At 43.3% G+C, this 23867-nt stretch carries 27 protein-coding genes and 5 tRNA genes; 25 read left to right on the plus strand and 7 right to left on the minus strand.

The genetic code is table 11. The features are described from left to right. Positions 1-107 precede the first annotated feature (107 nt). On the plus strand, positions 108-275 hold the full coding sequence (locus R50345_RS31580; protein ID WP_197069826.1) for a hypothetical protein: 168 nt from the start codon (positions 108-110) through the stop codon (positions 273-275). A gap of 75 nt (positions 276-350) precedes the next feature. Here the strand turns inward: R50345_RS31580 and cmpA are convergent, their stop codons facing one another. Beyond that, positions 351-488 (minus strand): cortex morphogenetic protein CmpA, encoded by a 138-nt coding sequence (cmpA, locus tag R50345_RS31135; protein WP_094874036.1) that lies wholly within the window; start codon positions 486-488, stop codon positions 351-353. A gap of 65 nt (positions 489-553) precedes the next feature. Next, complete coding sequence (locus R50345_RS05540) at positions 554-916, minus strand: hypothetical protein (RefSeq protein ID WP_042124766.1); 363 nt, start codon at positions 914-916, stop codon at positions 554-556. A 120-nt stretch (positions 917-1036) separates the two neighbouring features. Between R50345_RS05540 and R50345_RS05545 the strand changes: the two genes are divergently transcribed. Continuing rightward, positions 1037-1507, plus strand: coding sequence for a SprT family protein (locus R50345_RS05545; RefSeq protein ID WP_081382729.1), 471 nt, complete (start codon positions 1037-1039; stop codon positions 1505-1507). Positions 1508-1525: 18 nt separating this feature from the next. Here R50345_RS05545 and R50345_RS05550 read toward each other — a convergent pair whose 3' ends face one another. Then, a complete protein-coding gene (locus R50345_RS05550; RefSeq protein ID WP_042124771.1) occupies positions 1526-2164 on the minus strand; it encodes a pentapeptide repeat-containing protein in 639 nt (212 codons plus the stop codon). Between the two features lie 204 nt (positions 2165-2368). Between R50345_RS05550 and R50345_RS30135 the strand changes: the two genes are divergently transcribed. Then, positions 2369-9244 (plus strand): S-layer homology domain-containing protein, encoded by a 6876-nt coding sequence (locus R50345_RS30135; RefSeq protein WP_052414480.1) that lies wholly within the window; start codon positions 2369-2371, stop codon positions 9242-9244. 139 nt (positions 9245-9383) lie between these two features. On the opposite strand, the gene R50345_RS05560 is transcribed toward R50345_RS30135, so the two are convergent. Next, entirely contained in the window at positions 9384-9812 is a 429-nt protein-coding gene (locus R50345_RS05560; protein ID WP_081954235.1) for an Lrp/AsnC family transcriptional regulator, read from the minus strand. A gap of 129 nt (positions 9813-9941) precedes the next feature. On the opposite strand from R50345_RS05560, the gene R50345_RS05565 reads away from it, so the two are divergent. From R50345_RS05565 to R50345_RS05650, 20 genes are all read left to right on the plus strand, one after another. Further along, complete coding sequence (locus R50345_RS05565; RefSeq protein ID WP_042124775.1) at positions 9942-10691, plus strand: MBL fold metallo-hydrolase; 750 nt, start codon at positions 9942-9944, stop codon at positions 10689-10691. Between the two features lie 151 nt (positions 10692-10842). Then, positions 10843-10918, plus strand: a tRNA-Asn gene (locus tag R50345_RS05570). Positions 10919-10925: 7 nt separating this feature from the next. Beyond that, positions 10926-11014: transfer RNA gene (locus tag R50345_RS05575), tRNA-Ser, on the plus strand. 202 nt (positions 11015-11216) lie between these two features. After that, entirely contained in the window at positions 11217-11666 is a 450-nt protein-coding gene (locus R50345_RS05580) for a hypothetical protein (RefSeq protein ID WP_042124777.1), read from the plus strand. A 23-nt stretch (positions 11667-11689) separates the two neighbouring features. Continuing rightward, complete coding sequence (locus tag R50345_RS05585) at positions 11690-12115, plus strand: GNAT family N-acetyltransferase (RefSeq protein WP_042124779.1); 426 nt, start codon at positions 11690-11692, stop codon at positions 12113-12115. Between the two features lie 47 nt (positions 12116-12162). Beyond that, positions 12163-12768, plus strand: coding sequence for a class I SAM-dependent methyltransferase (locus R50345_RS05590; RefSeq protein WP_042124781.1), 606 nt, complete (start codon positions 12163-12165; stop codon positions 12766-12768). Between the two features lie 9 nt (positions 12769-12777). Next, a complete protein-coding gene (locus R50345_RS05595) occupies positions 12778-12978 on the plus strand; it encodes a hypothetical protein (protein ID WP_042124783.1) in 201 nt (66 codons plus the stop codon). A gap of 54 nt (positions 12979-13032) precedes the next feature. Further along, positions 13033-13491: a DinB family protein gene (locus R50345_RS05600; protein ID WP_042124785.1), complete on the plus strand. Its 459-nt coding sequence runs from the start codon at positions 13033-13035 to the stop codon at positions 13489-13491. 459 nt (positions 13492-13950) lie between these two features. Further along, entirely contained in the window at positions 13951-14778 is an 828-nt protein-coding gene (locus R50345_RS05605; protein WP_375105351.1) for a branched-chain amino acid ABC transporter permease, read from the plus strand. 11 nt (positions 14779-14789) lie between these two features. Then, the gene (locus R50345_RS05610; protein WP_042124789.1) at positions 14790-15758 is read left to right on the plus strand and encodes a branched-chain amino acid ABC transporter permease; all 969 of its coding nucleotides are present in this window, start codon (positions 14790-14792) and stop codon (positions 15756-15758) included. Then, the gene (locus R50345_RS05615; RefSeq protein WP_081390102.1) at positions 15727-16509 is read left to right on the plus strand and encodes an ABC transporter ATP-binding protein; all 783 of its coding nucleotides are present in this window, start codon (positions 15727-15729) and stop codon (positions 16507-16509) included. The genes R50345_RS05610 and R50345_RS05615 overlap by 32 nt, the downstream gene beginning before the upstream one ends. A 6-nt stretch (positions 16510-16515) precedes the next feature. After that, entirely contained in the window at positions 16516-17217 is a 702-nt protein-coding gene (locus R50345_RS05620; RefSeq protein WP_042124791.1) for an ABC transporter ATP-binding protein, read from the plus strand. Positions 17218-17288: 71 nt separating this feature from the next. After that, on the plus strand, positions 17289-18479 hold the full coding sequence (locus R50345_RS05625; RefSeq protein WP_042124793.1) for an ABC transporter substrate-binding protein: 1191 nt from the start codon (positions 17289-17291) through the stop codon (positions 18477-18479). Between the two features lie 101 nt (positions 18480-18580). After that, a complete protein-coding gene (locus R50345_RS32295) occupies positions 18581-18724 on the plus strand; it encodes a hypothetical protein (protein WP_331281354.1) in 144 nt (47 codons plus the stop codon). A gap of 15 nt (positions 18725-18739) precedes the next feature. Then, positions 18740-19504, plus strand: coding sequence for a PHP domain-containing protein (locus R50345_RS05630; protein ID WP_331281355.1), 765 nt, complete (start codon positions 18740-18742; stop codon positions 19502-19504). A 5-nt stretch (positions 19505-19509) separates the two neighbouring features. Further along, positions 19510-20031 (plus strand): GntR family transcriptional regulator, encoded by a 522-nt coding sequence (locus R50345_RS31820; protein WP_052414481.1) that lies wholly within the window; start codon positions 19510-19512, stop codon positions 20029-20031. Further along, positions 19940-20242 carry a cation efflux transmembrane domain-containing protein gene (locus R50345_RS32395; RefSeq protein WP_375105352.1) on the plus strand — a complete coding sequence of 101 codons (303 nt, stop codon included), beginning with the start codon at positions 19940-19942 and terminating at the stop codon, positions 20240-20242. The genes R50345_RS31820 and R50345_RS32395 overlap by 92 nt, the downstream gene beginning before the upstream one ends. Beyond that, positions 20205-20648, plus strand: coding sequence for a hypothetical protein (locus R50345_RS05640; protein ID WP_042124795.1), 444 nt, complete (start codon positions 20205-20207; stop codon positions 20646-20648). The genes R50345_RS32395 and R50345_RS05640 overlap by 38 nt, the downstream gene beginning before the upstream one ends. 84 nt (positions 20649-20732) lie before the next feature. Beyond that, positions 20733-20804: transfer RNA gene (locus R50345_RS05645), tRNA-Glu, on the plus strand. 6 nt (positions 20805-20810) lie between these two features. Continuing rightward, positions 20811-20893: transfer RNA gene (locus R50345_RS05650), tRNA-Leu, on the plus strand. A gap of 73 nt (positions 20894-20966) precedes the next feature. Here R50345_RS05650 and R50345_RS05655 read toward each other — a convergent pair. Then, complete coding sequence (locus tag R50345_RS05655) at positions 20967-21590, minus strand: hypothetical protein (RefSeq protein WP_042124797.1); 624 nt, start codon at positions 21588-21590, stop codon at positions 20967-20969. 211 nt (positions 21591-21801) lie between these two features. Here R50345_RS05655 and R50345_RS05660 point away from each other — a divergent pair, with 211 nt between their 5' ends. After that, positions 21802-22167: a helix-turn-helix domain-containing protein gene (locus R50345_RS05660; RefSeq protein ID WP_042124799.1), complete on the plus strand. Its 366-nt coding sequence runs from the start codon at positions 21802-21804 to the stop codon at positions 22165-22167. Positions 22168-22249: 82 nt separating this feature from the next. Then, a tRNA-Leu gene (locus R50345_RS05665) sits at positions 22250-22332 on the plus strand. A 71-nt stretch (positions 22333-22403) separates the two neighbouring features. On the opposite strand, the gene R50345_RS30145 is transcribed toward R50345_RS05665, so the two are convergent. Further along, entirely contained in the window at positions 22404-22910 is a 507-nt protein-coding gene (locus tag R50345_RS30145; protein ID WP_052414482.1) for a GyrI-like domain-containing protein, read from the minus strand. Between the two features lie 170 nt (positions 22911-23080). After that, positions 23081-23560: a glutathione peroxidase gene (locus tag R50345_RS05675; protein ID WP_042124801.1), complete on the minus strand. Its 480-nt coding sequence runs from the start codon at positions 23558-23560 to the stop codon at positions 23081-23083. Positions 23561-23867: the final 307 nt, after the last annotated feature.

Here is a 23867-nt window from a genome sequence, read left to right on the forward strand (position 1 = left end):
TATGATGCTAAACAATAACTGGTTCGATTTGGAATTTTGTTTCAACTCTGAAAGCCCCGGGTTAATGGAGACTATCTACAGCCTATATTCGAAAGGAGAGATTGATGATGGAACCGGGCTATAAAGATAGAAGCGTTGAAGTGGAGCATACAGAGGTGCAACGGAAGTCGGATTCCAGTGTTGTCGCATCTACCTTTATTAAATATGCTGCTTATATTATTATTTTTTTCGGAGCACTTTTCTTCTTAGTCAAATATGTCTTCCCGATGTTCTAATTGAGATTTCAACGAACCGTATACAAAAATCCATCCCCTGCACAATGCGGGATGGATTTTTGAATTTAACGAACCCTATAAATTTCTCTGGATGGAATCCGGTGATTCCGCAGAATTACGATAAAAGAACCAGCACTCGTTCAGCAGCTTGATCTGACGGCGGTCTTTTTTGTAATAGGCTTTCATCAGTTGATGGCAGAGCCACTGTGGCAAGGGTATCACTCCTCTAACTGCTTACGTAAGTTAGCATATGGAGAAATGAGCCTAAAGGTGACGATTTACAGAATGCTTTCTGCTTCCTCTTCGTACCACTGCTCTAATTGAGCTTGCAATGCCCGAATCTCGGTCAGCAGGGAGATCAGTGGATAGTTCTTCTGCTCTTGAACAGAGGCGAAGGCCTGCTCCAATCTATTGATATAATCCAGACCGGACTCCAGGGAGTAATCCTCACGTAACAGATCCAGTGAATCACACTCAGCAATCGCTAAGGGCAGATCCGGTACATTATCGGCTGTCAGCTTGTCGATTTCTTTGTTTAGACGTAAATTGAGCGCACTTAGCTGGTACGCATATTCCTCGGGCATTTCCACGAATTGCAATTCTTGATGTTGCTGCAAAATTACATACCGCATTTTCGGCATTGGTCATTCTCCCTCCGTACTTGTCTTCCTTCTTGACAGTTTAGCCTATGCACAAGTTACAATTCAAGTAGAGATGTTAATTCCCGTGGAAAGGACTTGTGATAGAACGCTATGGAAACGATGAGCAACGAAGAGCTGCAGCTGTGGATTGAGCAGGTGTCGCGGGACAGCTTTGGTGTACCCTTTAGACACAAGGCAAGCTTTAACAGCCGATTATCTTCAACAGGCGGACGATATTTTACCAAAAGCCATAATATAGAGATTAATCCCCATCAGCTTGCTATGTTCGGTAGAGAAGAGACGGAGAAGATTATCAAACACGAGCTCTGTCATTATCATCTGCATTTGGCGAAGCGAGGGTATATGCATCGTGACACTGATTTCAAGAGACTGCTTGCACAAGTTGGCGGTAGTCGCTACTGTCAGACATTGCCGGGTGCGAAAGCTCGGAAGTCACTGCCTTATCGGTACAAGCTGATCTGTACAGCGTGCGCCATGGAGTATCCGCGTAAGCGAAAAGTAGATCCCAAGCGCTACCGCTGCGGTAAATGTTCGGGGAAGCTGAAGCTGCTGGCGCTGGAAGTCCAGTAATCAGACACGAGCATGGCGTTATTTTATAACCAGACCCATCAATCCCACAAAGGAAACAGCTTGCTGAGGCGAAATGATGCATCCTTCTAAATCCTGAATATCCACGATCAAGCCACTGAACTCGCAGTCACTTAGATCAATCCCGTTAAGCTTTGATCCTGATAAGGTGGCTTGATCAATATTACACTCACTGAAGCTGACCTTCTGGAAATTGGATTGGTAGTAATCAGAGCTCATCAATGAACTATTCTCAAAAGCAACCTGCTTCAGATTAGCCATTCGAAACGTTGCAAAATCCCCGATACAATCTACCACGCGAACATTTTGGAATCGCCCCCTTGTAAAGTCCGTACCGATGAGCTTGCAGTTTCTAAATTCGGTTCGATGAATAATCGCATTCGTAAAATCCACATTGGATAGATCGCATCGCTCAAAAATCACATCCATCAGCTCAATCCCAGTTAAGGACGACTCGATAATCGTAACATTTTTAAAAACCACTTGATCAAAGCTGACTTTATTCGCCTCTTGATTATCAATAACTGTATCGCTTATGCTGCAACGACTAAATTCATCTTTGGTTTGCAGCGAGTATATTTGCTCAGGGAGTAGAGCGTCTGGATCTGATATTTTTGGTGAATCCATTTTGAATTTCATATGTACCTCCATTTAATGAATGCTCGTTTCTTATTAAATTAACTATCTTAGGGTTCAGCAGATTTGTCAATTTTCAGTAGCGTTCAGACCTTTCGGGAGATACGTACAAATACACCTTTTTCTGGATAAAATCACACATCGTTTTGTAAGCGTTACCAAATTAAGATGGAAGGGAAGTCCATATTAGGTAGAGGGGGTACATTTATGAAACGATTCAGGTCCGCGATGGCGGGTCTGCTCGCGATGCTGCTGATTTTCTCAAGCTTGCCTGTGATGGGAATCGGTAGCGGTTCCGTAGGTGCAGAGGGAGTTGGAGGAACAGGCGCAGGGCTAATCCCATCAGGGACAGTACTCATCAAGAATAAGTGGAAAAATAATTTCTTATATGAAACGTCTGATGGTATCGTGCGTTATGGCATGACCAATCCAGCGGACACATCATCGCATTGGACAGTGGAGACGGTAAATGGTCTGTCACGAATTAAGAATGTAAAGACGGGCCACTACATTACAATGGCTGGTAATAACGGCAAAGAGGATACACTTAAGGCGGCGGATCTCCAAGGAGCTGGAAGTGTTACGGATCAATGGCTGATCGATATTTCCAATAGAAACGGATACATGATCATCCGAAGCGCGAGCGTACCTGAGAGTAAGTTGGTTATCCATGAGGAGAATCAGCTTGGTTATGCGCAGGTAAGCTCGGATATCAATATTACGTTTGAGAGTCCGCAGTGGGCTTTTATCGATCCTAACGCAGGAACAGTACCTGTACGGTTGGAAAGCCGGATGCGTCCCGGTCAGGTGATGTATGAGGAAAAAGGAAATGTACTTTACGGTAAACAGCCTTTGAAGAATGAGGCTGCCCAGTGGCTTCTTGAGCCGGGAACGGACGACGGAACACTGATGATTCGAAACCGTGAGACGGGTCATTATATTAAGCAAAATGAAGTGACTTGGGCTGGAGTTTTTTCGCAAGAAATCGATCCGGACAAGGTGACGCTAAGCGAATGGGTGAAGGAAGATGCACCAGGCGCGGATGGAGCGGGTTTTATTACCTTAAGTAATAAAGGATTAACCGACGGAGTTAAACCTTTATGGCTGAATCCTCAGTTTGAGGAAGATAATAACGTGCGCTCTAACAGCTGGCCGGGTGAAGCAGCCAATCCTAATGCCCAGTGGAAAATTGTTCCTATTTCCGAGTTGCAGCCGGTACGCTTGGCAACTTATACAGATGCACAAGTAGCTACAGATTTCTTGTATGAATCCGCAAACGGTGCACTTAAGCACGGATTAATTGCTCCAGATACTGCTGATTCATCCGATTATCTATGGTATATAGAGGATTATGACGGCAATAAACGTATTCGTAATGCAGCAACTAATCATTATCTTTCGTATAGTGATGGCACAGCCAAGGCCTTGCAGATCAGTGGTAGCCAACCATCGGATCAATGGAATTTTAAAGATTCTGATGATTATGATGACTACCAGACGTTAGAAAATTGCGGGAGTAAAGGCATCTATCTATCTACCTTGGGTGGAGACAGTGCAGGAGCAAGTGGGGATGCGACTTCATTAAGCGCCCAGTGGCAGCTTCTAGACCCTAACACACCAACAGATGGCACCATTCCATATTATCGTATTCAAAATGGCTGGAAGTCTTTTTATTGGTATGAATCTGCTGACGGCCTTTTGAAGTACGGAAATATGCAGAAGGATGGCTCTGATCAATGGCTGGTTGAGAAGTACAATGGCCGTAAGCTATTCAAGAATAAGAAAACAGGCCACTATATTAACACGGTGAATATGCCAGATGGCCATATTCAGGTCACCGAGCTACCAGACAGGAATAATGTGCAGCAGGCATACATCTGGACAGGAAAAAATATTGGGAATAGTACCTACGTAATCAGTAGTGTCCTCGACAAGGAACCTAATACATTCCCAGAAAAATTCATCTCACTTCAGAATCTCACTAAATATGCTGAGTATGGTGTGATCAATCCAGGTTGGGGCAGTCCGCAGTGGAGATTTGTTCCTGTCACCGAGAAAAAGCAGGACTTGTTCCGCTTCAAGCTAGACGCTGTAAATGGTGAAGATCAATATCTTAAGGACGGTCCTTTGCTGAGTTCTCCAGATGTACTAGAGAAATTGCTAGAATCTAAGACTGTCACCGAAGCTGTCTATGATTCGCAGGACACTGAAGTAGTGGTGCCGCAGGATAAGACGGAATCTGCAACCGCTGACGCAAAAATGACCCCTCTAGCCGCTGCGAACGAGGATGTAACAGTAGGTCAGGCTACTTATGGTTCACTTGATATGAACGACGATACCTTTGTCTGGCAGCTGCAAGAAATAGCTGGCAGCAATGGATCTGTGAAGATTAAAAATAAAGGTACTGGACGTTATCTCTCCCTGGAGCATATAGGTGGTGCAGTAGATGAGGTTGAGCCTAATGTTGCCGTTCAGACACTGCAAACTGTCTATGATGTATGGGGCAGCATTAAGTGGATTGTGGATATGCAGCCTTCAGGTTTGACTACTTTCAAGAGTGGATGGGCTGGCCACTATATGTATGGGGCTTCCGATGAGAAGGGAAATCCGATTATTAAGATTAGTAAGGCTCCCGATGCAGCGGATAGAAACAGTGCGCATTTTACCGCTGAAGCCGTTGAAGCGATTGCGCCGACGATCCCTGCTTACCCTGTAAGATTTAAGAATGCAAACAGCGGGGAGTATTTATACGAGAATGAGCACGGAGTTGTTCTGTACGGGCAGCCGTCAACAGAGAATGGATTCTCGCATTGGAATATAGCTGTGCAGGACGGCAAACAGACGATTATCAATCGTGCAACTGGACATTTTTTAACATTGAATGGAGATTATTCATACTTGGAGAGCAGTAGCGCAGAACCGGCTATAGACGGAGCATCTGCTTGGGAAGTAAGCTTGGCTTCCGATTATACGCATTACACCATTCGTAGTCTCTATGGAGAATACGACGATGAATTAATAAACATTGCGAATAAGACAGGATATGCTGAACGTGCGCTCCTACTAGAGAGTGACGGCTTAGCTCAATGGACGCTTGAAGCAGCTTCGCAGGAGTTTACTACTCCGTCTGGAGAACTGCGCAATAACAAGACAACAACTCCAGTTCAGAACGATACCAATATTATAACGATCGTGCCGAAAGGGCTAACTGGCAAAGTATTGGCTGAACAAGAAGGGGCGCTCGTATATGCGGAACCTTCCGATAACGCTGCTCACTCCCAGTGGATCGTTCAGGATGTAAATGGACGTAAACGCATAATGAACGTTCAGACCAAACATTATCTTTCTTTAAATGAAGCAGACCAAGCCCTCTTGTTAGCTTCTGGGGAAACTGAACGTTCCAAGTGGACGCTGGAAGAGAAATTAGGCTACAAGCTCCTGCTAAGCGCGGATAAAACAGCCTATCTTACTCACGACGCATCAGCTGTTCAACTTGGCTCTGCTGTGGGAACCGATAGCACTCTTTGGAGCTTCTTGCCCATTCCTACAGATGCAATTTATGCAGGAGGAGAAGCATTCCAAGGCGATCATGTTATGCGGTTTGCAGTCAATGCCCAGCAAGCTGGAGAATACGATGCCGTTGTTCGATACAAGAACACTTCCAGTGATGTAACGGATCTGTTGCTTGAGGTGAACGGCCTGAAGGAATCGGCTAAAGTTAGCTTGGCGAAGTCCTCCTCTTGGACGACTGAACAGGTGAAGCTGAAGCTTCGTGCAGGGATTAATACGGTTTCTCTAAGCAACGGCAACATTGATTGGGGCAAAGTAAGTATTGATAGCCTGACCGTAAAAAATAGCGTAAACAAAGTTTACCGCGGAGCCACAGTTCCTTACATTAGTTATGAAGCTGAAGATGCAGCGACTAACGGAACGCTGATCGGTCCTTCGCGGAAATATCGTACAATGGCTTCAGAGGCTTCTGGACGACAAGCTGTCGCCTTGAAGAATACGGGGGACTATGTAGAGTTCAAGCTTGCAGAAGCAGCTAATTCTATTGTTCTTCGCTATTCCATTCCTGACAGTTCGGATGGTACTGGTGCTGATGAAACTTTGACCCTATATGTAGATGGAGTTAAGAAAAAGCTAAATCTGACATCAAAATACGCTTGGGAATACGGTAGTTACCCATGGTCTAATGATCCTCGTCAAGGTAGTGGACATCGCTTCTTTGATGAAATTCATGCTCTGATTGGGAACGCTCCTGCTGGAGCTACCATTCGTTTAGAGAAGGGAACAGGAGACAATGCCACTTCATACGTCATCGACTTGGTGGATATGGAGCAGGTAGCACCTGAGTTAACACGCCCTGAAGGATTTATTTCCGTAACGGATTTTGGAGCGGTAGCCAATGATGAAGATGATGATACCGCAGCCTTTAAGGCAGCGCTTGCCGAAGCGAAGGCAACAGGTACTGGGGTTTGGTTCCCAGCAGGTACCTTCAATGTCGGAAAGGGTTTGCTGGATCTGGATACGGCTGAAATTCGTGGTGCAGGCATGTGGTATACAGTTCTGAATGGAGCAAAATTTTATGGTCATGGCGGCAAAGTCGGTGTATACGACCTATTAATTGATGGTGGTATAAACGTACGAGATGATGAAGCATTCACCAACGCCTTCCATGGTGCTTTTGGGCAAGGCTCGGTCATTCAGAACGTATGGATTGAACATACCAAAGCAGGCTTGTGGTTAACACAACCTATTGGTGAGAAGGCTCGCACAAATGGTCTGTACATGGCAGGTCTTCGAATCCGTAACCTTATGGCAGATGGAATTAACTTTGCCGTAGGCACGGGCAACAGCATGATGGAACAAAGTGACATCCGTTATCCAGGGGATGATGGTATTGCAATGTGGTCGTTCACAGATGCCAAATTGAATGAAGTGAATGGCGCGGAACGGACACTTAGCTATAACAATACGGCACGCTTTAATAACGTCTCACTGCCATGGTTGGCCGATAACATTGTGGTCTTCGGTGGTAAAGATAACAAAGTTCAAGATAACGTGGTAAAAGATACTGTGACTAACGGAGCCGGGATCGCTGTATCTACCCGTTTCTCCGCAGAGCCGTTCCAAGGAACGACTATAGTTGAGCGGAATACATTACTTCGCACAGGTAGTTATGATTCCGGTTATGGGGTGAATCTCGGTGCGTTATGGCTGTACGCTGGTGAGAGTGATCTGAAAGGAAAAGTGTTCATCCGTAACAATACGGCGCTCGACAGCACCTATTCTGGCCTGATTGCCCACGGTAACCTTGAGGGAGAAGCGCTCACGACGATTGATGGAATTATGCTGACGAATAATGTATTAGACGGGGCAGGCACAAGCGGTATAGAAGTTACGAAAAATCTGAAAGGTAACCTGCTCGTCGACAACTTGATTATTCGTGGCGAACGGATGAATCTCCTGACCAATGCATCTCCTGAATTAAGCATCATTGAACAGAACCAAGGAATAGCCACAGCTGTTAAACCGTTCTCCCTCAAGCTTGAAGATGGACAGAGCGGACCTGTTGTACTGGAACAAGGAAAGTCAGCGATCCTTCAGGTGTTGGACAAAGAAGGGGTGGAGATTACTTCACAAGCTACACTTGTGCTGACGAACAGTGATATTGCTACTTTTACAAACGGCAGTCTGCATGGGCTTAAAGCGGGAAGCACAGACTTCACGGTAACTGTTGGCAACGATAAGAGGGTGTATACAGTTGAGGTGGTATTACCTAATGGTGGGACGGGTCCTGTGGATCCGACTGAACCAACAAGTACACCTAGTCCAACGAGTACACCAGCTCCAACGAGCACACCAGGTCCAACTAGTACTCCTGATCCGGCGGGGTTAGTAAATCCTGTTGCACCTGTCGCTACACCAATGCCAACACCAGCTGCAAATCATGATGCGCAGTTAAAGGCTAAGGCGACTGCTGGGCAGGCTGTGATTGAGATTTCAGCTAATGGAGATGGTACAGCTCGCTTTAGCGCAGAAGCTTTACGCAATGCGGCAGTACTTAGCCCGAATGCGGTGCTTGTTATTGCCAGTGGCGATATGAGCTATCGCTTCCCTCTAGGACTCGTGGAGAGCGTGCTGAAAGCGGCACAAATGCCAGCAGGTACGCTAGAGTTCCAAGTAAATCCGCTAAGCGGAAAAGGATTGGAACAACTGCTTGCTAAGGCTAAGCAGCAAGGCTTTACTGTACAAGGAACTCCGGCAAGTATTACCTTAAAGGTTACAGATGGCAAAACCATTGTACCTGCTAATGGATTCGGCACCACCTATGTAGAACGTGCATTTATGATTAAGGAAGCGCTGGATGCGAAGACGGGGGTAGTCCTTATTTATGATGAACAGACAGGTTCCTTCCGTTATGTACCTGCGATGTTCGAACTCGTGGATGGGATGACCAAGGTTACTGTTAAGAGCAGTAGTGCGAGCGGTGTATTCGTCGCAGCACTGCACCCTGTTACATTTGGGGATATTTCTTCACACTGGGCAAAGAATGAGATTGAGATGCTTGCTAGTCGACTGATCTTGACCGGACAATCCGCAGATACATTTGCGCCTCAGGAATCAGTTAGTCGTGCCGAGTTCGCGGCTATGCTGATTCGTTCGTTGGGTCTTGTCGTTGGGAATACAACGAGGACCTTCAGTGATGTGTCCGATTTATCGTGGTATGCAGCGGACGCAAGAGCCGCAGCAGCTCTAGGATTAGTTCAAGGCTATGAGGATGGAACCTTCCGTCCGAATGCTCCTATTACACGGGAGCAAATGGCTGTTATGGCAGCTAGAGCATTGAAGCTGCTGAACCTTGGAGCTGAAGTATCTGGAGCAAACACTGCTACAAATGTTTTCACAGATGCATCTTCTATTTCTTCTTGGGCAACTGAAGCTGTGAATGTCTTAACTGCTAAAGGGATTATGAAAGGCCAATCCGCAGGCAGCTTTGCGCCTGGCAGTGATACTAGCCGTGCAGAAGCAGCTGTGATTCTAGTTCGTTTGCTTAGAACAGCTAAATTATTGAATTAGCTTTGGTAGTAGAAGCTATAACATTTCATATGTAAAAAGACAGCAGAGCAGCGGTTCTCCGATTATTGGAGAATTGTTGCTCTGCGTTTTTGCATATAAGGTCAACTGATTCGATAGCGGCCTCCTACGCGATACAGCCTTATTTCAGCTTTCCCATTGATAGATTGACTCTGTAATTTCCGAACTTCAGCAGCTCGTCGAGAAAGTTATTCAATTCCTCTTGGCTTCCCGTACGAACACGTATCCAATAGCAGCCTTCTCCACTGACGCGATGTATTTCTTTAACGCTGTCATGCTGCTTTGCGAATGTCTGAAAGGCTGGATGGACCGTATTCGAACCCAGAAACACAGTAATAAAGGCATGTATAGTCTCCCCAACCTTATCCGGATTCCAGCGAACGGTGTAACCTTCAATGACTCCTGTGTCCTGCATTTTGCGAATACGCGCGCCCACAGCTTGACCTGTCATATGGACTTGCTGCCCAATGTCTCTGTGACTGATCGTGGAATCTTCAATTAGAAGCTGTAGGATGCGAAAATCCACATCATCTATGGAATAAGAACTCATCATTATCTAAAATCCTTTCTGCGTGAAAGTAGAACAGGCCAATCTCTTTCTAATCTCAATGTATTCTGTTTCAAGGTCAAACTATAATTAAATGTAGCAGAAGAGATCTGAAAGAAAGAAGGGCTTACGATGAAAATACAGCATATTCGCAACGCGACCCTATGGATTGAGTATGGAGGATGTACATTTCTGATCGATCCTATGTTGAGTGAGCAGGGTGTTAATCCTCCCATTTTTAATACCGAAAATGACCGTCGGAATCCACTCGTTCCTTTGCCGGGAGCCATAGAACAATGGCTGAGTCCTAATGTAATTCTTGTCACACATCTTCATCAGGATCATTGGGATGCCGCTGCCATTTCTTTGTTGCCGCATGATCTACCACTATTATGTCAGGAAGGAGACGGAGATAAATTATCGAAGCAGGGGTTTGAGCATACCACGGAAATTAGAGATTCGCTGACGTTTAATGGAATAACTATAACACGTACTGATGGACGGCATGGCACTGGAGTGACTGGTAAACTTATGGGTAAGGTATCCGGGTTTGTGTTTCAGGCGGAAGGAGAACCTGTTCTATATGTGGCTGGGGATACAATTTGGTGTGATAAGGTGAAAATGGCATTGGACGTTTTTAAACCTGAGGTGACAGTTGTAAATGCTGGTGGTGCGCAGTTTTTAAGCGGATGCCATATCACAATGAATGAGCAGGATGTCGTAGACTTATGCGAATATGCTCCTTCTTCTAAGGTCATCGCTGTACACATGAACGCCATCAACCATTGCCTAGTTACCCGAGATAAGTTAAAAGCTCACTTGGAGAAGGAGGAGCTACAAGATCGAGTACAGGTTCCGGAAGACGGGGAATGGTGTGTATAGACTAGAGGGGGATAGCTCCCTCTTAAATCTATATTGAGGCAGAGTAAGAGGTAAATTTGAAAACGATCACAAAAATTATTTTACCCGCTTGACTAGACCTTGAAATCATGATAAATTAATTCATGTTCACTTCTAAATTTACTTCTAATGTTCCCTGATAGCTCAGTTGGTAGAGCACTCGACTGTTAATCGAGTTGTCACAGGTTCGAGTCCTGTTCGGGGAGCCATTTTTATGGAGAGATACCCAAGTGGCTATAAGGGGACCCTCTGCTAAGGGGTTAGACTGCGTAAGCGGTGCGTGGGTTCGAATCCCACTCTCTCCGTTCTGAATTACATAAGAAGAGCTTCCATTTTGGGGGCTCTTTTTTTGTTGTATAAATTGTCTTTTTTCTAAATTATTAGTGATGATGGTGGCCGGATTCTATATTTGGGAAGGTGAATAGAGTGAGAAAAGCGAATGTTTACTAATAAGCCTAACGAAGTCGATTACATCAGCTAACACAGTAGTTATACTGCGGAGGGAAAATGAAAATTTTAAATCAATTACAAACTAAACCTTCAAGTAGATATGATAGTCTTGATCGTGATCAAGAAGGAAATAAAAATACCAAATTTGCTGACATAATAATTGATGATAGGTCTCTTTACCAAACGCTTAAAAAACATGACATGGTTCCATCCCTCGGGTGGGGGAGTGAAGAGCATCAAAGGAAAATGATTAACTATTTCTTGTTAAACGAAATGCATGAATATTTGTACTATAGGTACCCAATATTAGTCTGTCCCTGGTGTGGAGATGAAGAATGCGGCTTTATATCCGTATTTATTGAAAAAGAAGAGAATCTTATCATATGGAGAGATTTCAAACTGGAACCCAGCAATAAAGCTATTAATGTTGGGCCTTTTTATTTTGAATGGGATGAGTACGAGAAAGTTATAAATGGGACTTTTGGAATTGCGGGGATTCAATGTTAGAGATAAAACATCCGGAGGAACTTATGTCGATTAATCCTAAGATACTTTATAGCTCAAATGAAGAAACAGATTACGTTAGAAAAAAACTTATTGAATTTAATTCTAAACAAGTACCAAATGGCATCTATGAGGAGGTGAATTTATGCTTGAAGGATGATAAAGGAGATATTATTGCCGGTATCAACAGTGCGATATGTTGGAATTGGATGGAGATTGGTATTTTGTGGGTGGATGATAACTATCGTAGTCAAGGTTACGGGAAAAGATTATTGGAAGAAGCAGAGCAAGTTGCTAGAGCGAAAAAATGTACTTTTATCAAATTAGATACATTCAGCTTTCAAGCGCCTGGATTTTATAAGAAGTATGGATATAAAGTGATTGCAACTATTGAAGATGCTCCACTTGGGTGTAAGCATTTTTACTACAAGAAGGATCTTAGCTATGAGTAAGGTGGATTGAGAAAGGATTAACCTAAAATTAAAGGAGCGCAACAAATATGGAGCTTTTTAAACAAATACCCTTGTACAGATTTTTGGCATTGTGTAATGAAAGTGGTATGGAAAAAACAATATTAGATTGTGGTGCAGGAGGGGATACACCTCCACTAAGTTTGTTTGCGAATTATGGATACGCTACATACGGAATAGAGATGAATGTTGAACAAATGAACAGAGCTAATCAGTTCGCAGCAGAAAGAGGGCAGAATTTAAACATTCATCAGGGTGACATGAGACAGTTGGCATTAAACGATGAGTCGATGAGTTTCGTGTATTCGTATAATTCTATTTTTCATATGAAAAAACAAGATGTGAAAGAAGCAATAAATGAATTGAAACGGGTGCTGAAACCTGGTGGGCTATTGTTCGTTAATTTTTTAACCCTTAAGGATTTTCGAGTCGGTGACGGGGTTGATTTAGGGGAACATCAGTATGAGCAAATGGAAGATGATGAATTAGTGATCCACTCTTATTATGATTATCATGAGGCGGATTCTATGTTTGAGGATATGCAATTAATATACAAAGAAGATCGAGTATTGGAAAGAAAGTTTGAAGGCGAATGGATACGGCAAGGATTTATTGATTACATATATAAAAAATAAGCTCTTGGAATGACAGCTTCGGTTTTTGTAAAGCGAGTTACTAGTAAGTTGAGTTCTAAAGAGGTTGGAACTATTATCTTAAAGCAAAACGAAATTAACATTACTGTCAGAGATGAACTTGGTCATAGTCTATTAGTGGGCGCAGCTGATAGTGAAGAGAAGTTCTTATTGGCAAGTTTGTTACAACATCAAATAAGTCAAATGATGTAATCTTTTTAGAAAGAATTATTCTGGGATTATGATGATAAAAAAGGAGATATGCAAATGAATAACCGATCAGACTTGCTAAATCAGTTTAAGGAATGGAATGGATTTGTTCTAGAAATTATTGATTTAGATTGGAAAACACCCATCGCTGAAGGAAAATGGGCAATTCATGATGTTGTTAGTCATATAATGCTTTGGGATAAATACTTTTATGAATCGACAATAGAACCGATAGTGTGCGATAAAGCGATAACACTTCAACTTATTGATTTCGATCTATTTAATAATGATGCTGTTACATATGGTAAGACAAAAACTAAAGACGAAATAATAGAATTGACGATGAAGTATCGTAACTTAATATTAGATTGTATAGGTAGTCTTGAAGAGGAAAAATACTCGGAAAAATATGTTGACGGAAGGTTTTGCTTTGAGTCATATTTAAAGGATTTTATATCACATGACCGACATCATATGATGCAGATTAAAGAATTAGAATTAAAAGAGAAAATGTGAACAGCTTATTCTCCTTCCGTTTATCGGTTGGGAATAAGCTTTTTTTTGTATGTCATAATGAGATAAATGTTATATTATTTCCCATTGAGTTCAGCATTCGAATGAATATCGAACATGGGTCAATTGGTGCCGAACTTCAAAAATCTCTGATTTCCTCAGTTTTCCTCCTCCCTACACATTTTTCCGTAGAATCACTCCTTGTTCAATGAATTTATATGTAATGTAATATAACGTAAATATTGAATTTTTTAGTAAATAACACAGTTATCGTTAATCTATTTGTATTTTTATGTTAATATAAGTGACATAAAATAATGAAAATGAATGTAAGCTTAAGAAAGGTGCTTTTTAAAAAGTGAATATAGGAATAGGGGGACGGCGATGGAGTATTTCATTCAACAATTAATTAACGGGATTTCTGTAGGGAGCATATATGCTCTGATCGCACTAGGGTACACCATGGTTTACGGGATTATTAAATTGATCAATTTTGCTCATGGTGATGTGTTTATGGTGGGGTCGTTTATTGGATTGTTCAGCGCTAGGTATCTGGCTACGGCAGGGCTGCCTCCAATCCTGGTCTTACTTATTTCATTGGTGATCTCTATGACCATCAGTGCGTTACTGGGGATGTCGATCGAACGGCTAGCCTACAAACCTCTACGAAAAGCCTCGCGGATCGCTGTACTTATTACTGCAATCGGCGTTTCTTTTTTTCTGGAATACACAGGTGTATTTGTTCTCGGGCCTCAGGCTAAAGGCTTTCCAGAGATACTTAATAAGCAACAATACACCTTGTTTGGTTCTTCGATTCAGGTAGACTCCAACCAAATTATGATCTTGGGAACGACGGTTGTTTTGATGATCATTCTCCAGTATATTGTGCACCGAACCAAGATCGGTAAAGCGATGCGGGCTGTTTCTTTTGATATGGAAGCTGCACGCCTGATGGGAATTAATGTAGATCGGACAATTTCAGCTACTTTTGCTATAGGATCTGCACTTGCGGCAGCGGCGGGCGTTATTTTTGGAATGACTTACAATTCGGTTGACCCGATGATGGGTGTGCTCCCAGGACTCAAAGCTTTCGTGGCTGCTGTGCTTGGTGGCATTGGCAGCATTCCCGGCGCTTTGGTGGGTGGGCTTCTGCTGGGTACAGTTGAGACAGAGGTTTCTTCTCTGGGGTATTCTTCGTGGCGTGATGGTGTGGCCTTTGCTGTACTCATCCTAATCCTTATCTTTAAACCGTCCGGGCTGTTTGGTAAAAATGTCCGTGAGAAAGTGTAGGGAGATGCCGTATGAAGAAGATAAACAAGTCATTTTGGATCGGCATCGTCTTAGCTATTGTCCTATATGTCATCATTCAAGTTCTTCTAACAACGGGAATATTTGATGATGTTATGGAGTCTACGCTAATTCTGATTTGTATAAATGTCATGCTGGCGGTGTCTTTGAATCTGATTAACGGGATAACAGGGCAATTCTCAATCGGGCATGCTGGGTTTATGTCCATTGGTGCGTATGTTTCTTCTATTCTAACTCTGAATTTTGACATGCCTTTCGTACTGGCGTTAGTAATCTCTGGTCTGGTGGCTGCATTCTTTGGTGTACTTATTGGGATTCCGACCTTACGGCTAAATGGAGATTATCTGGCGATTGCTACGCTGGGATTTGGAGAGATTATTCGGATTGTCCTGCTCAATACAGAATATGTGGGCGGAGCTTCAGGTCTAAGCGGCATCCCCAATCAAACGACTTGGACGATTATGTTTCTGTTCACACTGGTCACGGTTGTTGTCATCAATAACTTTATACGTTCCACTCACGGCCGAGCTTGTATAGCGATTCGGGAGAATGAAATTGCTGCTGAAGCGATGGGGATTAATACGACTTTGTACAAAGTCATTGCTTTTTCACTCGGTGCATTATTTGCGGGGATAGCTGGTGGTCTCTCTGCTCATAAGTTCTACGTCATCAATCCTGGTAGCTTTAATTTTCTGAAATCATTCGAAATTCTAGTCATGGTTGTGTTAGGTGGACTAGGAAGTACAAGCGGTGCCATCGTGGGTGCGATTGTGCTGACAGTGCTCTTTACGGTGCTTCAGGAGTATCCGGAGCTGCGGATGATTATTTACTCGGCGATTCTAATTCTGATGATGATTTTTCGGCCTAAGGGGCTGCTTGGCAGCACGGGTTTTTCTTTCTTGAAATTGTCTAAAAAGGAGGTCAAGCCAAGTGACAGCATTAACAGCGGAAGTGCTTCTTGATGTTCAACAGGCGAGTCGTGCATTTGGGGGACTTAAGGCGCTGAATGAAGTAACCCTCCACATTAATAAAGGTGAGTTGATTGGACTTATTGGACCTAATGGGGCGGGGAAAACAACTCTTTTTAATCTGTTGACGGGGGTATATCCGCCTTCCAGCGGTAACATTACTCTGAGCAATCAGGCTGTAGGTGGGATGAAGCCTTATCGTATTAATCGAAAAGGGGCTGCGCGGACATTTCAGAATATTCGGCTATTTACCGCTATGACGGTTCTCGATAATGTTAAGATCGCGTTTCACCAGCATGCCAGACATTCAATCTTTACCTCTATGCTCCGGTTGCCTAAGCATTTTACTGAGGAGAACAAAATTACACAGAAGGCTATGGACATTCTCAAAATCTTTAATCTAGCTGATCAATGTGATGAATGTGCCGGGAATCTTAGTTACGGAAATCAGCGGCGACTGGAAATTGCGCGTGCGCTTGCAGCGGGGCCTAAGCTTTTGCTATTGGATGAACCTGCGGCAGGGATGAACCCGAACGAAACCAAAGAGCTAATGAATCTGATTGCTTGGATCCGTGAGTCCTTTGATCTGTCGATCTTGCTTATCGAGCATGATATGTCCCTTGTAATGGGAGTGTGTGACCGGATTTATGTGCTGGATCGCGGAATGCTGATTGCTGAGGGTACACCGCTACAAATACGGAATCATCCAAAAGTCATCGAAGCCTATCTAGGACAGGAGGCGTAGTGGACCATGCTTAGTATACAAGAAATTAATGTGTATTATGGGGCCATTCATGCCTTGAAGGATTTAAATATGCATGTAAAAGAAGGCGAGATCGTAACTCTAATTGGAGCTAATGGAGCAGGAAAGTCTACATTGCTCAAGACCCTCTCAGGATTGCTGAAACCGAAGACAGGTACTATAGATTTCCTTGGAAAATCGATTGCGAATCAGAGTGTGCAGTCCATCGTAAAACAGGGGCTTATTCATTGTCCGGAAGGCAGGCGTGTATTTGCTAATATGTCGGTGGAAGAAAATCTGGAGTTAGGCGCTTTTTTACAAGATTCGGGCAGCTTAGCTGCTGACTTTGCCAAGGTCTACTCCACCTTCCCGCGTCTTTTAGAGAGGAAAAAACAGCTTGCCGGCACCTTGTCTGGCGGGGAGCAGCAGATGCTCGCTATGGGGCGTGCAATGATGGGGCATCCCAAGCTATTGCTGCTAGACGAACCTTCCATGGGGCTGGCTCCATTGCTCGTTCAGGATATTTTTCGGATCATCCAAGAAGTGAATGCCTCTGGAACGACAGTACTTCTTGTAGAACAAAATGCGCATCAGGCACTTAAGATTGCTCATCGAGCTTATGTGCTCGAAACAGGCAGAGTGGTGCTTGAGGGAGATGCCAAGGAATTGGCAGACTCGGAAGAGATCAGAATGGCTTATCTGGGACATTAATTCATCGGCTAGTTCACAACAGCATCACAGAAAGAACCTATAAATCATTTATTTTGGGAGGCTGGAAGAGAATGAAGAAAATCGGGGCCATATTGATGACTGTGTTATTGGCTGGTGGATTGCTGGCAGGCTGTGGGAACAAGACAGACGACACTACCGCTGAGGGCGAGAATGCTGGTGGAGGGACCATCAAGATTGGAGCAGACCTTGAGCTTACAGGCGGCCAGGCTTCCTTCGGTGATTCTGCACTTAAAGGGGCAAAGCTGGCGGTAAAAGAAATTAATGATGCTGGTGGAGTGCTCGGCAAAAAACTTGAATTGATTGAAGCGGATAATGCATCTAAGTCGGAAGAGGCGACACGCGCAGCGCAAAAGCTAATTACTACCAATAAAGTCGTAGCTATTATCGGTGCAACTACATCTACGAATACACTAGGGATTGTTCCTGTTGCTCAAGAAAAAGGCATTCCTCTGGTCAGCTCCTCAGCCACAAACCCCAAAGTAACTGTTGATGAACGTACTGGTGACTTGAATGAATGGGTATTCCGCGCCTCTTTTATTGATCCTTTTCAAGGAGAAGTAATGGCGAACTTCGCCAAGGATACACTTAAAGCGAAAACAGCAGTTATTTATACAGATGCATCTAGTGATTATTCCAAAGGGCTGCAAACCTTTTTTAAAGCTACTTTTACTAAAAATGGCGGCTCTATCTTAAGCGAAGAATCCTATCAACAAAAAGATTCTGATTTTAAAGCCGTGTTAACACGTATTAAAGAAGCTAATCCCGATGTGATTTATCTCCCGGGCTATTATGAAGAGGTCGGCAAAATCGTAAAACAAGCTCGTGAGATGGGGATCACTATTCCGTTTATGGGCGGGGATGGCTGGGATTCACCACAGCTGGCTGAGATTGCCGGCGCTGAGGCGCTCAATAATACGTATATGTCCAATCACTATTCACCTGAAGATAGCTCGCCTGAAGTGAAATCGTTCGTAGATGCCTTCAAGGCTGCTAACGGTGATCTTGTTCCAGATGGGATGGCTGCGCTTGGATATGATGCTGTGAAGCTAGTAGCGGATGCTATTAAACGTGCGGACTCCACGGACCCTGAGAAGCTGAAGGAGGCACTCGCTGGGACGAAGGATTTACAACTGGCTACGGGTAAGATCACAATGAATGAAACGCATGACCCGGTAAAAGCAGCGGTGGTGCTAAAATTTGTAGATGGAGTACAAACCTTCGAAGCGAAGGTTAATCCATAAGTTCAGAGGAAAACAAAAGAGCAAACCCAGATCATCACACTGGGTTTGCTCTTTTTTCATATCTAAATTATTACAATTCTAAACGTTCCGCTTACATTGCCATGACCCTTGCTACTTGGCATCAAGTTAGAATGGGCTCAAGAAGTAAATTGAAGGAGGAAGCTATGAAAATTGAGCTGCACTGTCATACGAGAATGTCGGATGGTTCACTTCATTTTACAGAGCTGCTGGAGCTTGCTGTTTAAGAACAAATTGGGCACTTGGCAGTTACCAATCATGATACAACACAGGGGCTAGCTGAGATGGACGAGATGTGCAGAGAGCGTGGCATCGAATTTATCCCTGGCATTGAGATATCAGGCTATGATACGCAGCGCCAACGTCGGATTAATATTCTTGGCTATTTTATCGAACAGGATCATGAAGTCATTAATGCTTTATGTAGTCCTCTACTTCTACGGCGTCATGAAGGCTGTTGCTTGGCAACTAAGTGGTTAATCGAAGCTGGCTATAACATTCGCTGGGAGGATGTCCTGAGCTACGCCGAAGGCGGAACGGGAGTATATAAGCAGCATATTATGCATGCGCTAATTGATCAAGGCTATACGGATCGGATCTATGGCGACTTATATAAAAAGCTTTTCTCACGAGGGCAGCGAGGAGAGCGACCTGGCATTGCTTATATTCCAACAGAATATGTCGATGCGAAAGATGCAGTTCGGACCATTATTCTGGCTGGTGGTGTTCCTGTGCTAGCACATCCGGGGCAATACCAGAGCTTTGAGGCTGTAGATGAACTTGTGGAGGTTGGTTTACAAGGCATTGAGGTATGGCATCCATTGCATAGAGAAGAAGATGAGCTTCGGGCACGGGAATTGGCACTTAAATATAATCTGATCATGACCGGAGGTTCAGATTTTCATGGCTTCTATGGTGAAAGTCCTATAACACTTGGCAGTAAAAGTCCTGATGCTGCAGTTGTAGGTGCGCTGAAGGAACGTAAGCAATTGCTGCTATGGGGGTGATCAGAATGTCTGAAGAAATGGATATTATGGATCATTTGATCGCCTCTATTCAGTCAGGTGAGTATGTGTCTGACGATAAATTGCCATCGGAGCATGAGCTTGCAGAGCGGTTCAAGGTTCCGCGTATGACCGCTCGGAAAGCATATGAACGCCTGCAGGAGCTGGGGCTTGTTTATTCCACGCAGGGGAAGGGGAGCTTTGTTCGGGATAGAAAACTGCGCATTCCGCTCGCCCTCTCAGCTGGAAAAAGCTTCAGTAAGAAGATGATCGAACTTGGATTCAATTATGAATCCGTGAATATATTCGTTAGAGCCTCAAGGGCTCTTTTTTTGTTAGTTAGTGGGAGTGAGGAATATGGATTAAAGAAAAATAGAACGTTCAATCAAGTATGCAAAAATATCGTTTTATATGAACATTGTTATGGCCGTTGGAAAAATGATTGTAGGGCTCTATACTGCCTCAATCTTCTTATGCATATATGCTTTGTACAATGTAGGGTTAGCCTTAGCGAAGGCAACTGCGGTTAAAAGGCATCTTAAGGGGAAGCGGCCGCCTGACGAAACACATCCGTATGGGTACGGCAGAGAAGAATATAAGAGCTACTTCAGGGTTGGAGTCATCTTGACTACGTCTAGCATAGTTTTTATCATTTATTGCGTGCGGTTATTTCTGTACGGCGGTGCATGGATCGATTGTTACAATGAGAAAAGGAAAAGCGCCGGCAGTTTCGGCAATTAAACTATCCAATCTAGCAGCCTCCTTGATATCCCTCGTTCTTACGCAGACCGTTATACTTTCGTTTACACATCAAGGGGATATGTCTTATTATAACGGCCTGGCAGGACTGATCTTCGGTGGGCTTGCTGCGTTGATCGGCGTTGGTATGATGCTACATATGCATCGCGTACTGAATGGTAAGCACTATCCTTCTATTAGGAGAAAGCTATCCAAGACTGTAATATCTTGTGGCGCAAATCTTTCTATTGAACCTATCCGTTATGAGGACCATGGCTCCAGAAGAAAGCTTCTTTATGTCTATGAGATACACAGCGATTCAAGGGAACAATATGAGTGGGTCAAGGTCAGAATTAGATCTGATTGGGATATAGAGATGATTGAAGTATCTAAGAATGCTATGGGCTGAAAAATGGATGAAAAAAAGTGCTTGCCATGTCTTTATATTTCTGGTATCATAATTTTTGTTGTCACGTTAAGACAACCTTGCTAAGGCCCGTTGGTCAAGGGGTTAAGACACCTCCCTTTCACGGAGGTAACATGGGTTCGAATCCCATACGGGTCATATTATGCGGTAGTGGTGGAATGGCAGACACGCTATCTTGAGGGGGTAGTGGGTGTATACCCGTGGAGGTTCGAGTCCTCTCTACCGCATACAAATAAAAGTAAGAAATCCTTTGCTTCGCAGAGGTTTTCTTACTTTTTTTTATAAGATTAGATAAACTGATTAGTTCTTAAAGGCTCTGGCATATTGGGGATAAAGCTGTCTGACACAGTCTGGGCAGATATCATGGGTGAATTGTAGAGCAAGCTGTTGCTTTAAAAAATGTTCAATAGTGATCCATTCATCCTTAGAATTTCGAATAGATTTGCAGGAAGCGCAGATAGGGATTAACTCATGTGTTGACTGGCATGTCGAACAGAGGCTTGTGATTCCTGAGAGCTGAGTTCCTTCTATAAAAGCGCCCAAATCATATAGAGAAATAATAAAAGCATTTTCTAAGTAATCATCTGAAAGAAGAGGATAGAGCTCCAAACGAAAAATCCGGTTCCCTTTATTGATGGGTTGTATGGAGAATTCAGCAGTATAAACCTGATGTTCTCTGCTGAGTATGATTGTCACCGACTCACAAAGCTTGGCCCATTGTTCGGAATCGACAATCACATCTTGCATAAGCTCCGAATAATAAGCTCCAATCCATTTGTTATGGGGGGAGAGGCCGTATTCATGACTAAATACCTTCCACTTCCGATTGGTGAACTGGATAACTCCTTGATTGTTGATGACCACTGCATTGTGGGGGAGGCGTTCAAGTGAATGGATAATGGAAGATGATAAGCACTTTGACAAAAGTAACCGCTCCCTCCTAGAGATCCTTCAAGATGATAAGATAATAAAGGGAGTTACTTGTCACCTGAGTCGCCTCTTATCGTCATTCTAGCCATATGATATAATCGGATAATACATAATAGCACCAATTATATACTTTTTTACGTTATTTTACAATACGAATCACTTAAATAAGTCTTTTTTTATTTTTTTTGTGAAAGGCGGTTCACTGATGCAGACCATTTACGAACGTATAGAGTACTTAATTAAGCAAGAAGGTCTGACCAAGAAATCGTTCTGTGAGCAGTTAAATATTAGCACAGGGAATATGGGCGATTGGAAGCGGGGGAAGTCTACTCCGGGAACACATAAATTGATTGAGATCGGTGCTTTTTTTCATGTGAGTCTGGATTGGCTTATCTTAGGCAGAAACACACCTGAGATATTGAAAGAGAGCAGTGCGACCTATGATTTCGAAGAAGTGAAGACAAGTGAAGGTCGAGTGGATGAATTGCTTCCAGAAGAAAAGGAATTCATTAAAGAATACATAGCTTTTGCTGAGTATCGCAAGCAGAAATTGGTAGATGAAAATTCTTGAATCAACGCCTTTACATTTTGGAGAAGTACATTTATAATAATGAATGTTGACCTCAAACAAAGTTTTATGTTTAACACACCGCGCGGTAGTGGTGGAATGGCAGACACGCTATCTTGAGGGGGTAGTGGGTGTATACCCGTGGAGGTTCGAGTCCTCTCTACCGCATATAGATTGACGAAAGAAGCCTTGCGACGCAAGGCTTCTTTTTTGTGCTTAATCAAGTATTGGGGAAAGCACTACTTTTTCTTAATAGGGACGCATAAATGGGCTTCGAATCGTTCATCATCTGGTCCGGAATTTTCTGTATATTGAATGAAAAAGACACCATCCGGATTGAATATATATTCAGAATGCGGCAGCCATTCATTATGTATGTGATTCCAAGTGTTCTGAAAAGCCGAGTGAGGCACCCCGTTTGCTGTAAATATGGCATAGGTTGATGCAGGGAAGGTCTTCTGCACAAGCCCTTCAGGAATGAAATCTAGCTGCTTTACTTCGACCGCAAGGAAGAACTCATGATCCCAAGCAGCTTGTTCCCACAATCGGGGGACAGATGTACGATTCTGAAATAGACCCAGATAACAACCGCTGTCTTGAACTTTTGAGGGGATGGAGTCAAATTTCGCATCAATATCTAACTCACCAAAAACAAATTCCCAAAGATTCGGATAAGGCTCTCCAGAGGCATTAACATTTGTCCAACCGATAACCTGTAGTTCTGGCAAATCACGCAGTTTAACCATCGCTTGCCCCTCCCAGTAATTTTCTCAAAAATATAAATTATTCCAAAGGGGTTAGGAGGGGGATTTATCACAATATCATGTTTAAAGACAAAAAGGATACTGACCGCATATCAGCTAGTGGACTGAGTGATGTGGCCGGTATCCTTTTTCGGAATTTTTTCTTAAACGGATTATTTCAAAAGCTTGGAGATATAAGATTCGATCTGCTGAGGAGTAGTTTTAGGAGCAAAACGCTTAAGGACACGGCCTTCTTGATCCACCAGGAATTTCGTGAAGTTCCATTTCACGCTTTTTGAGCCTAGAACACCAGGTGCTTCCTTAGATAAGTATTTGAATAAGGGATGTGCTTCGTCGCCTTTTACATCAATCTTCTCGAACATGGGGAAGGTTACTCCATAATTAATCTCGCAGTATTCTGCAATTTCATCACTTTCACCAGGCTCTTGGCCGGCAAACTGATTGCTTGGGAAACCTAACACTTCGAATCCACGATCCTTAAATTTCTCGTACACTTCCTGAAGCCCTTTATACTGAGGCGTAAATCCACATTTGCTAGCTGTATTCACAACAAGGAGCACTTTGCCTTTGTACTTGGACAATGATTCTTCTGCACCCCGAAGAGTGTTGACTTCAAAATCATATATACTCATGGATGCCACCTCCTTTTGAATTCCTATTTTGATTTATCACAATTTAATTGTACACCATTTATGAGAGAGAGCCAAATAAGAATGTTCTATGAATTATTAACGCTCGTTCACTTTATCAAATCATTGTGAAATTAATGATCATAAATTAAATGTATCTGTATATATTTTATGGAAATAATGACTGAATAAAGGCGTTGATCATAAAAGAGTAATAAATAGCCTCCGTGTTAGGCGTCTTTGGTTGACATCACCCTTAAAATTCTTTAATATGTCTAAGTATCTGAGAATATGTTGCGTGTGCAATTTA

Source organism: Paenibacillus sp. FSL R5-0345 (assembly GCF_000758585.1).
GTDB lineage: Bacteria > Bacillota > Bacilli > Paenibacillales > Paenibacillaceae > Paenibacillus_AQ.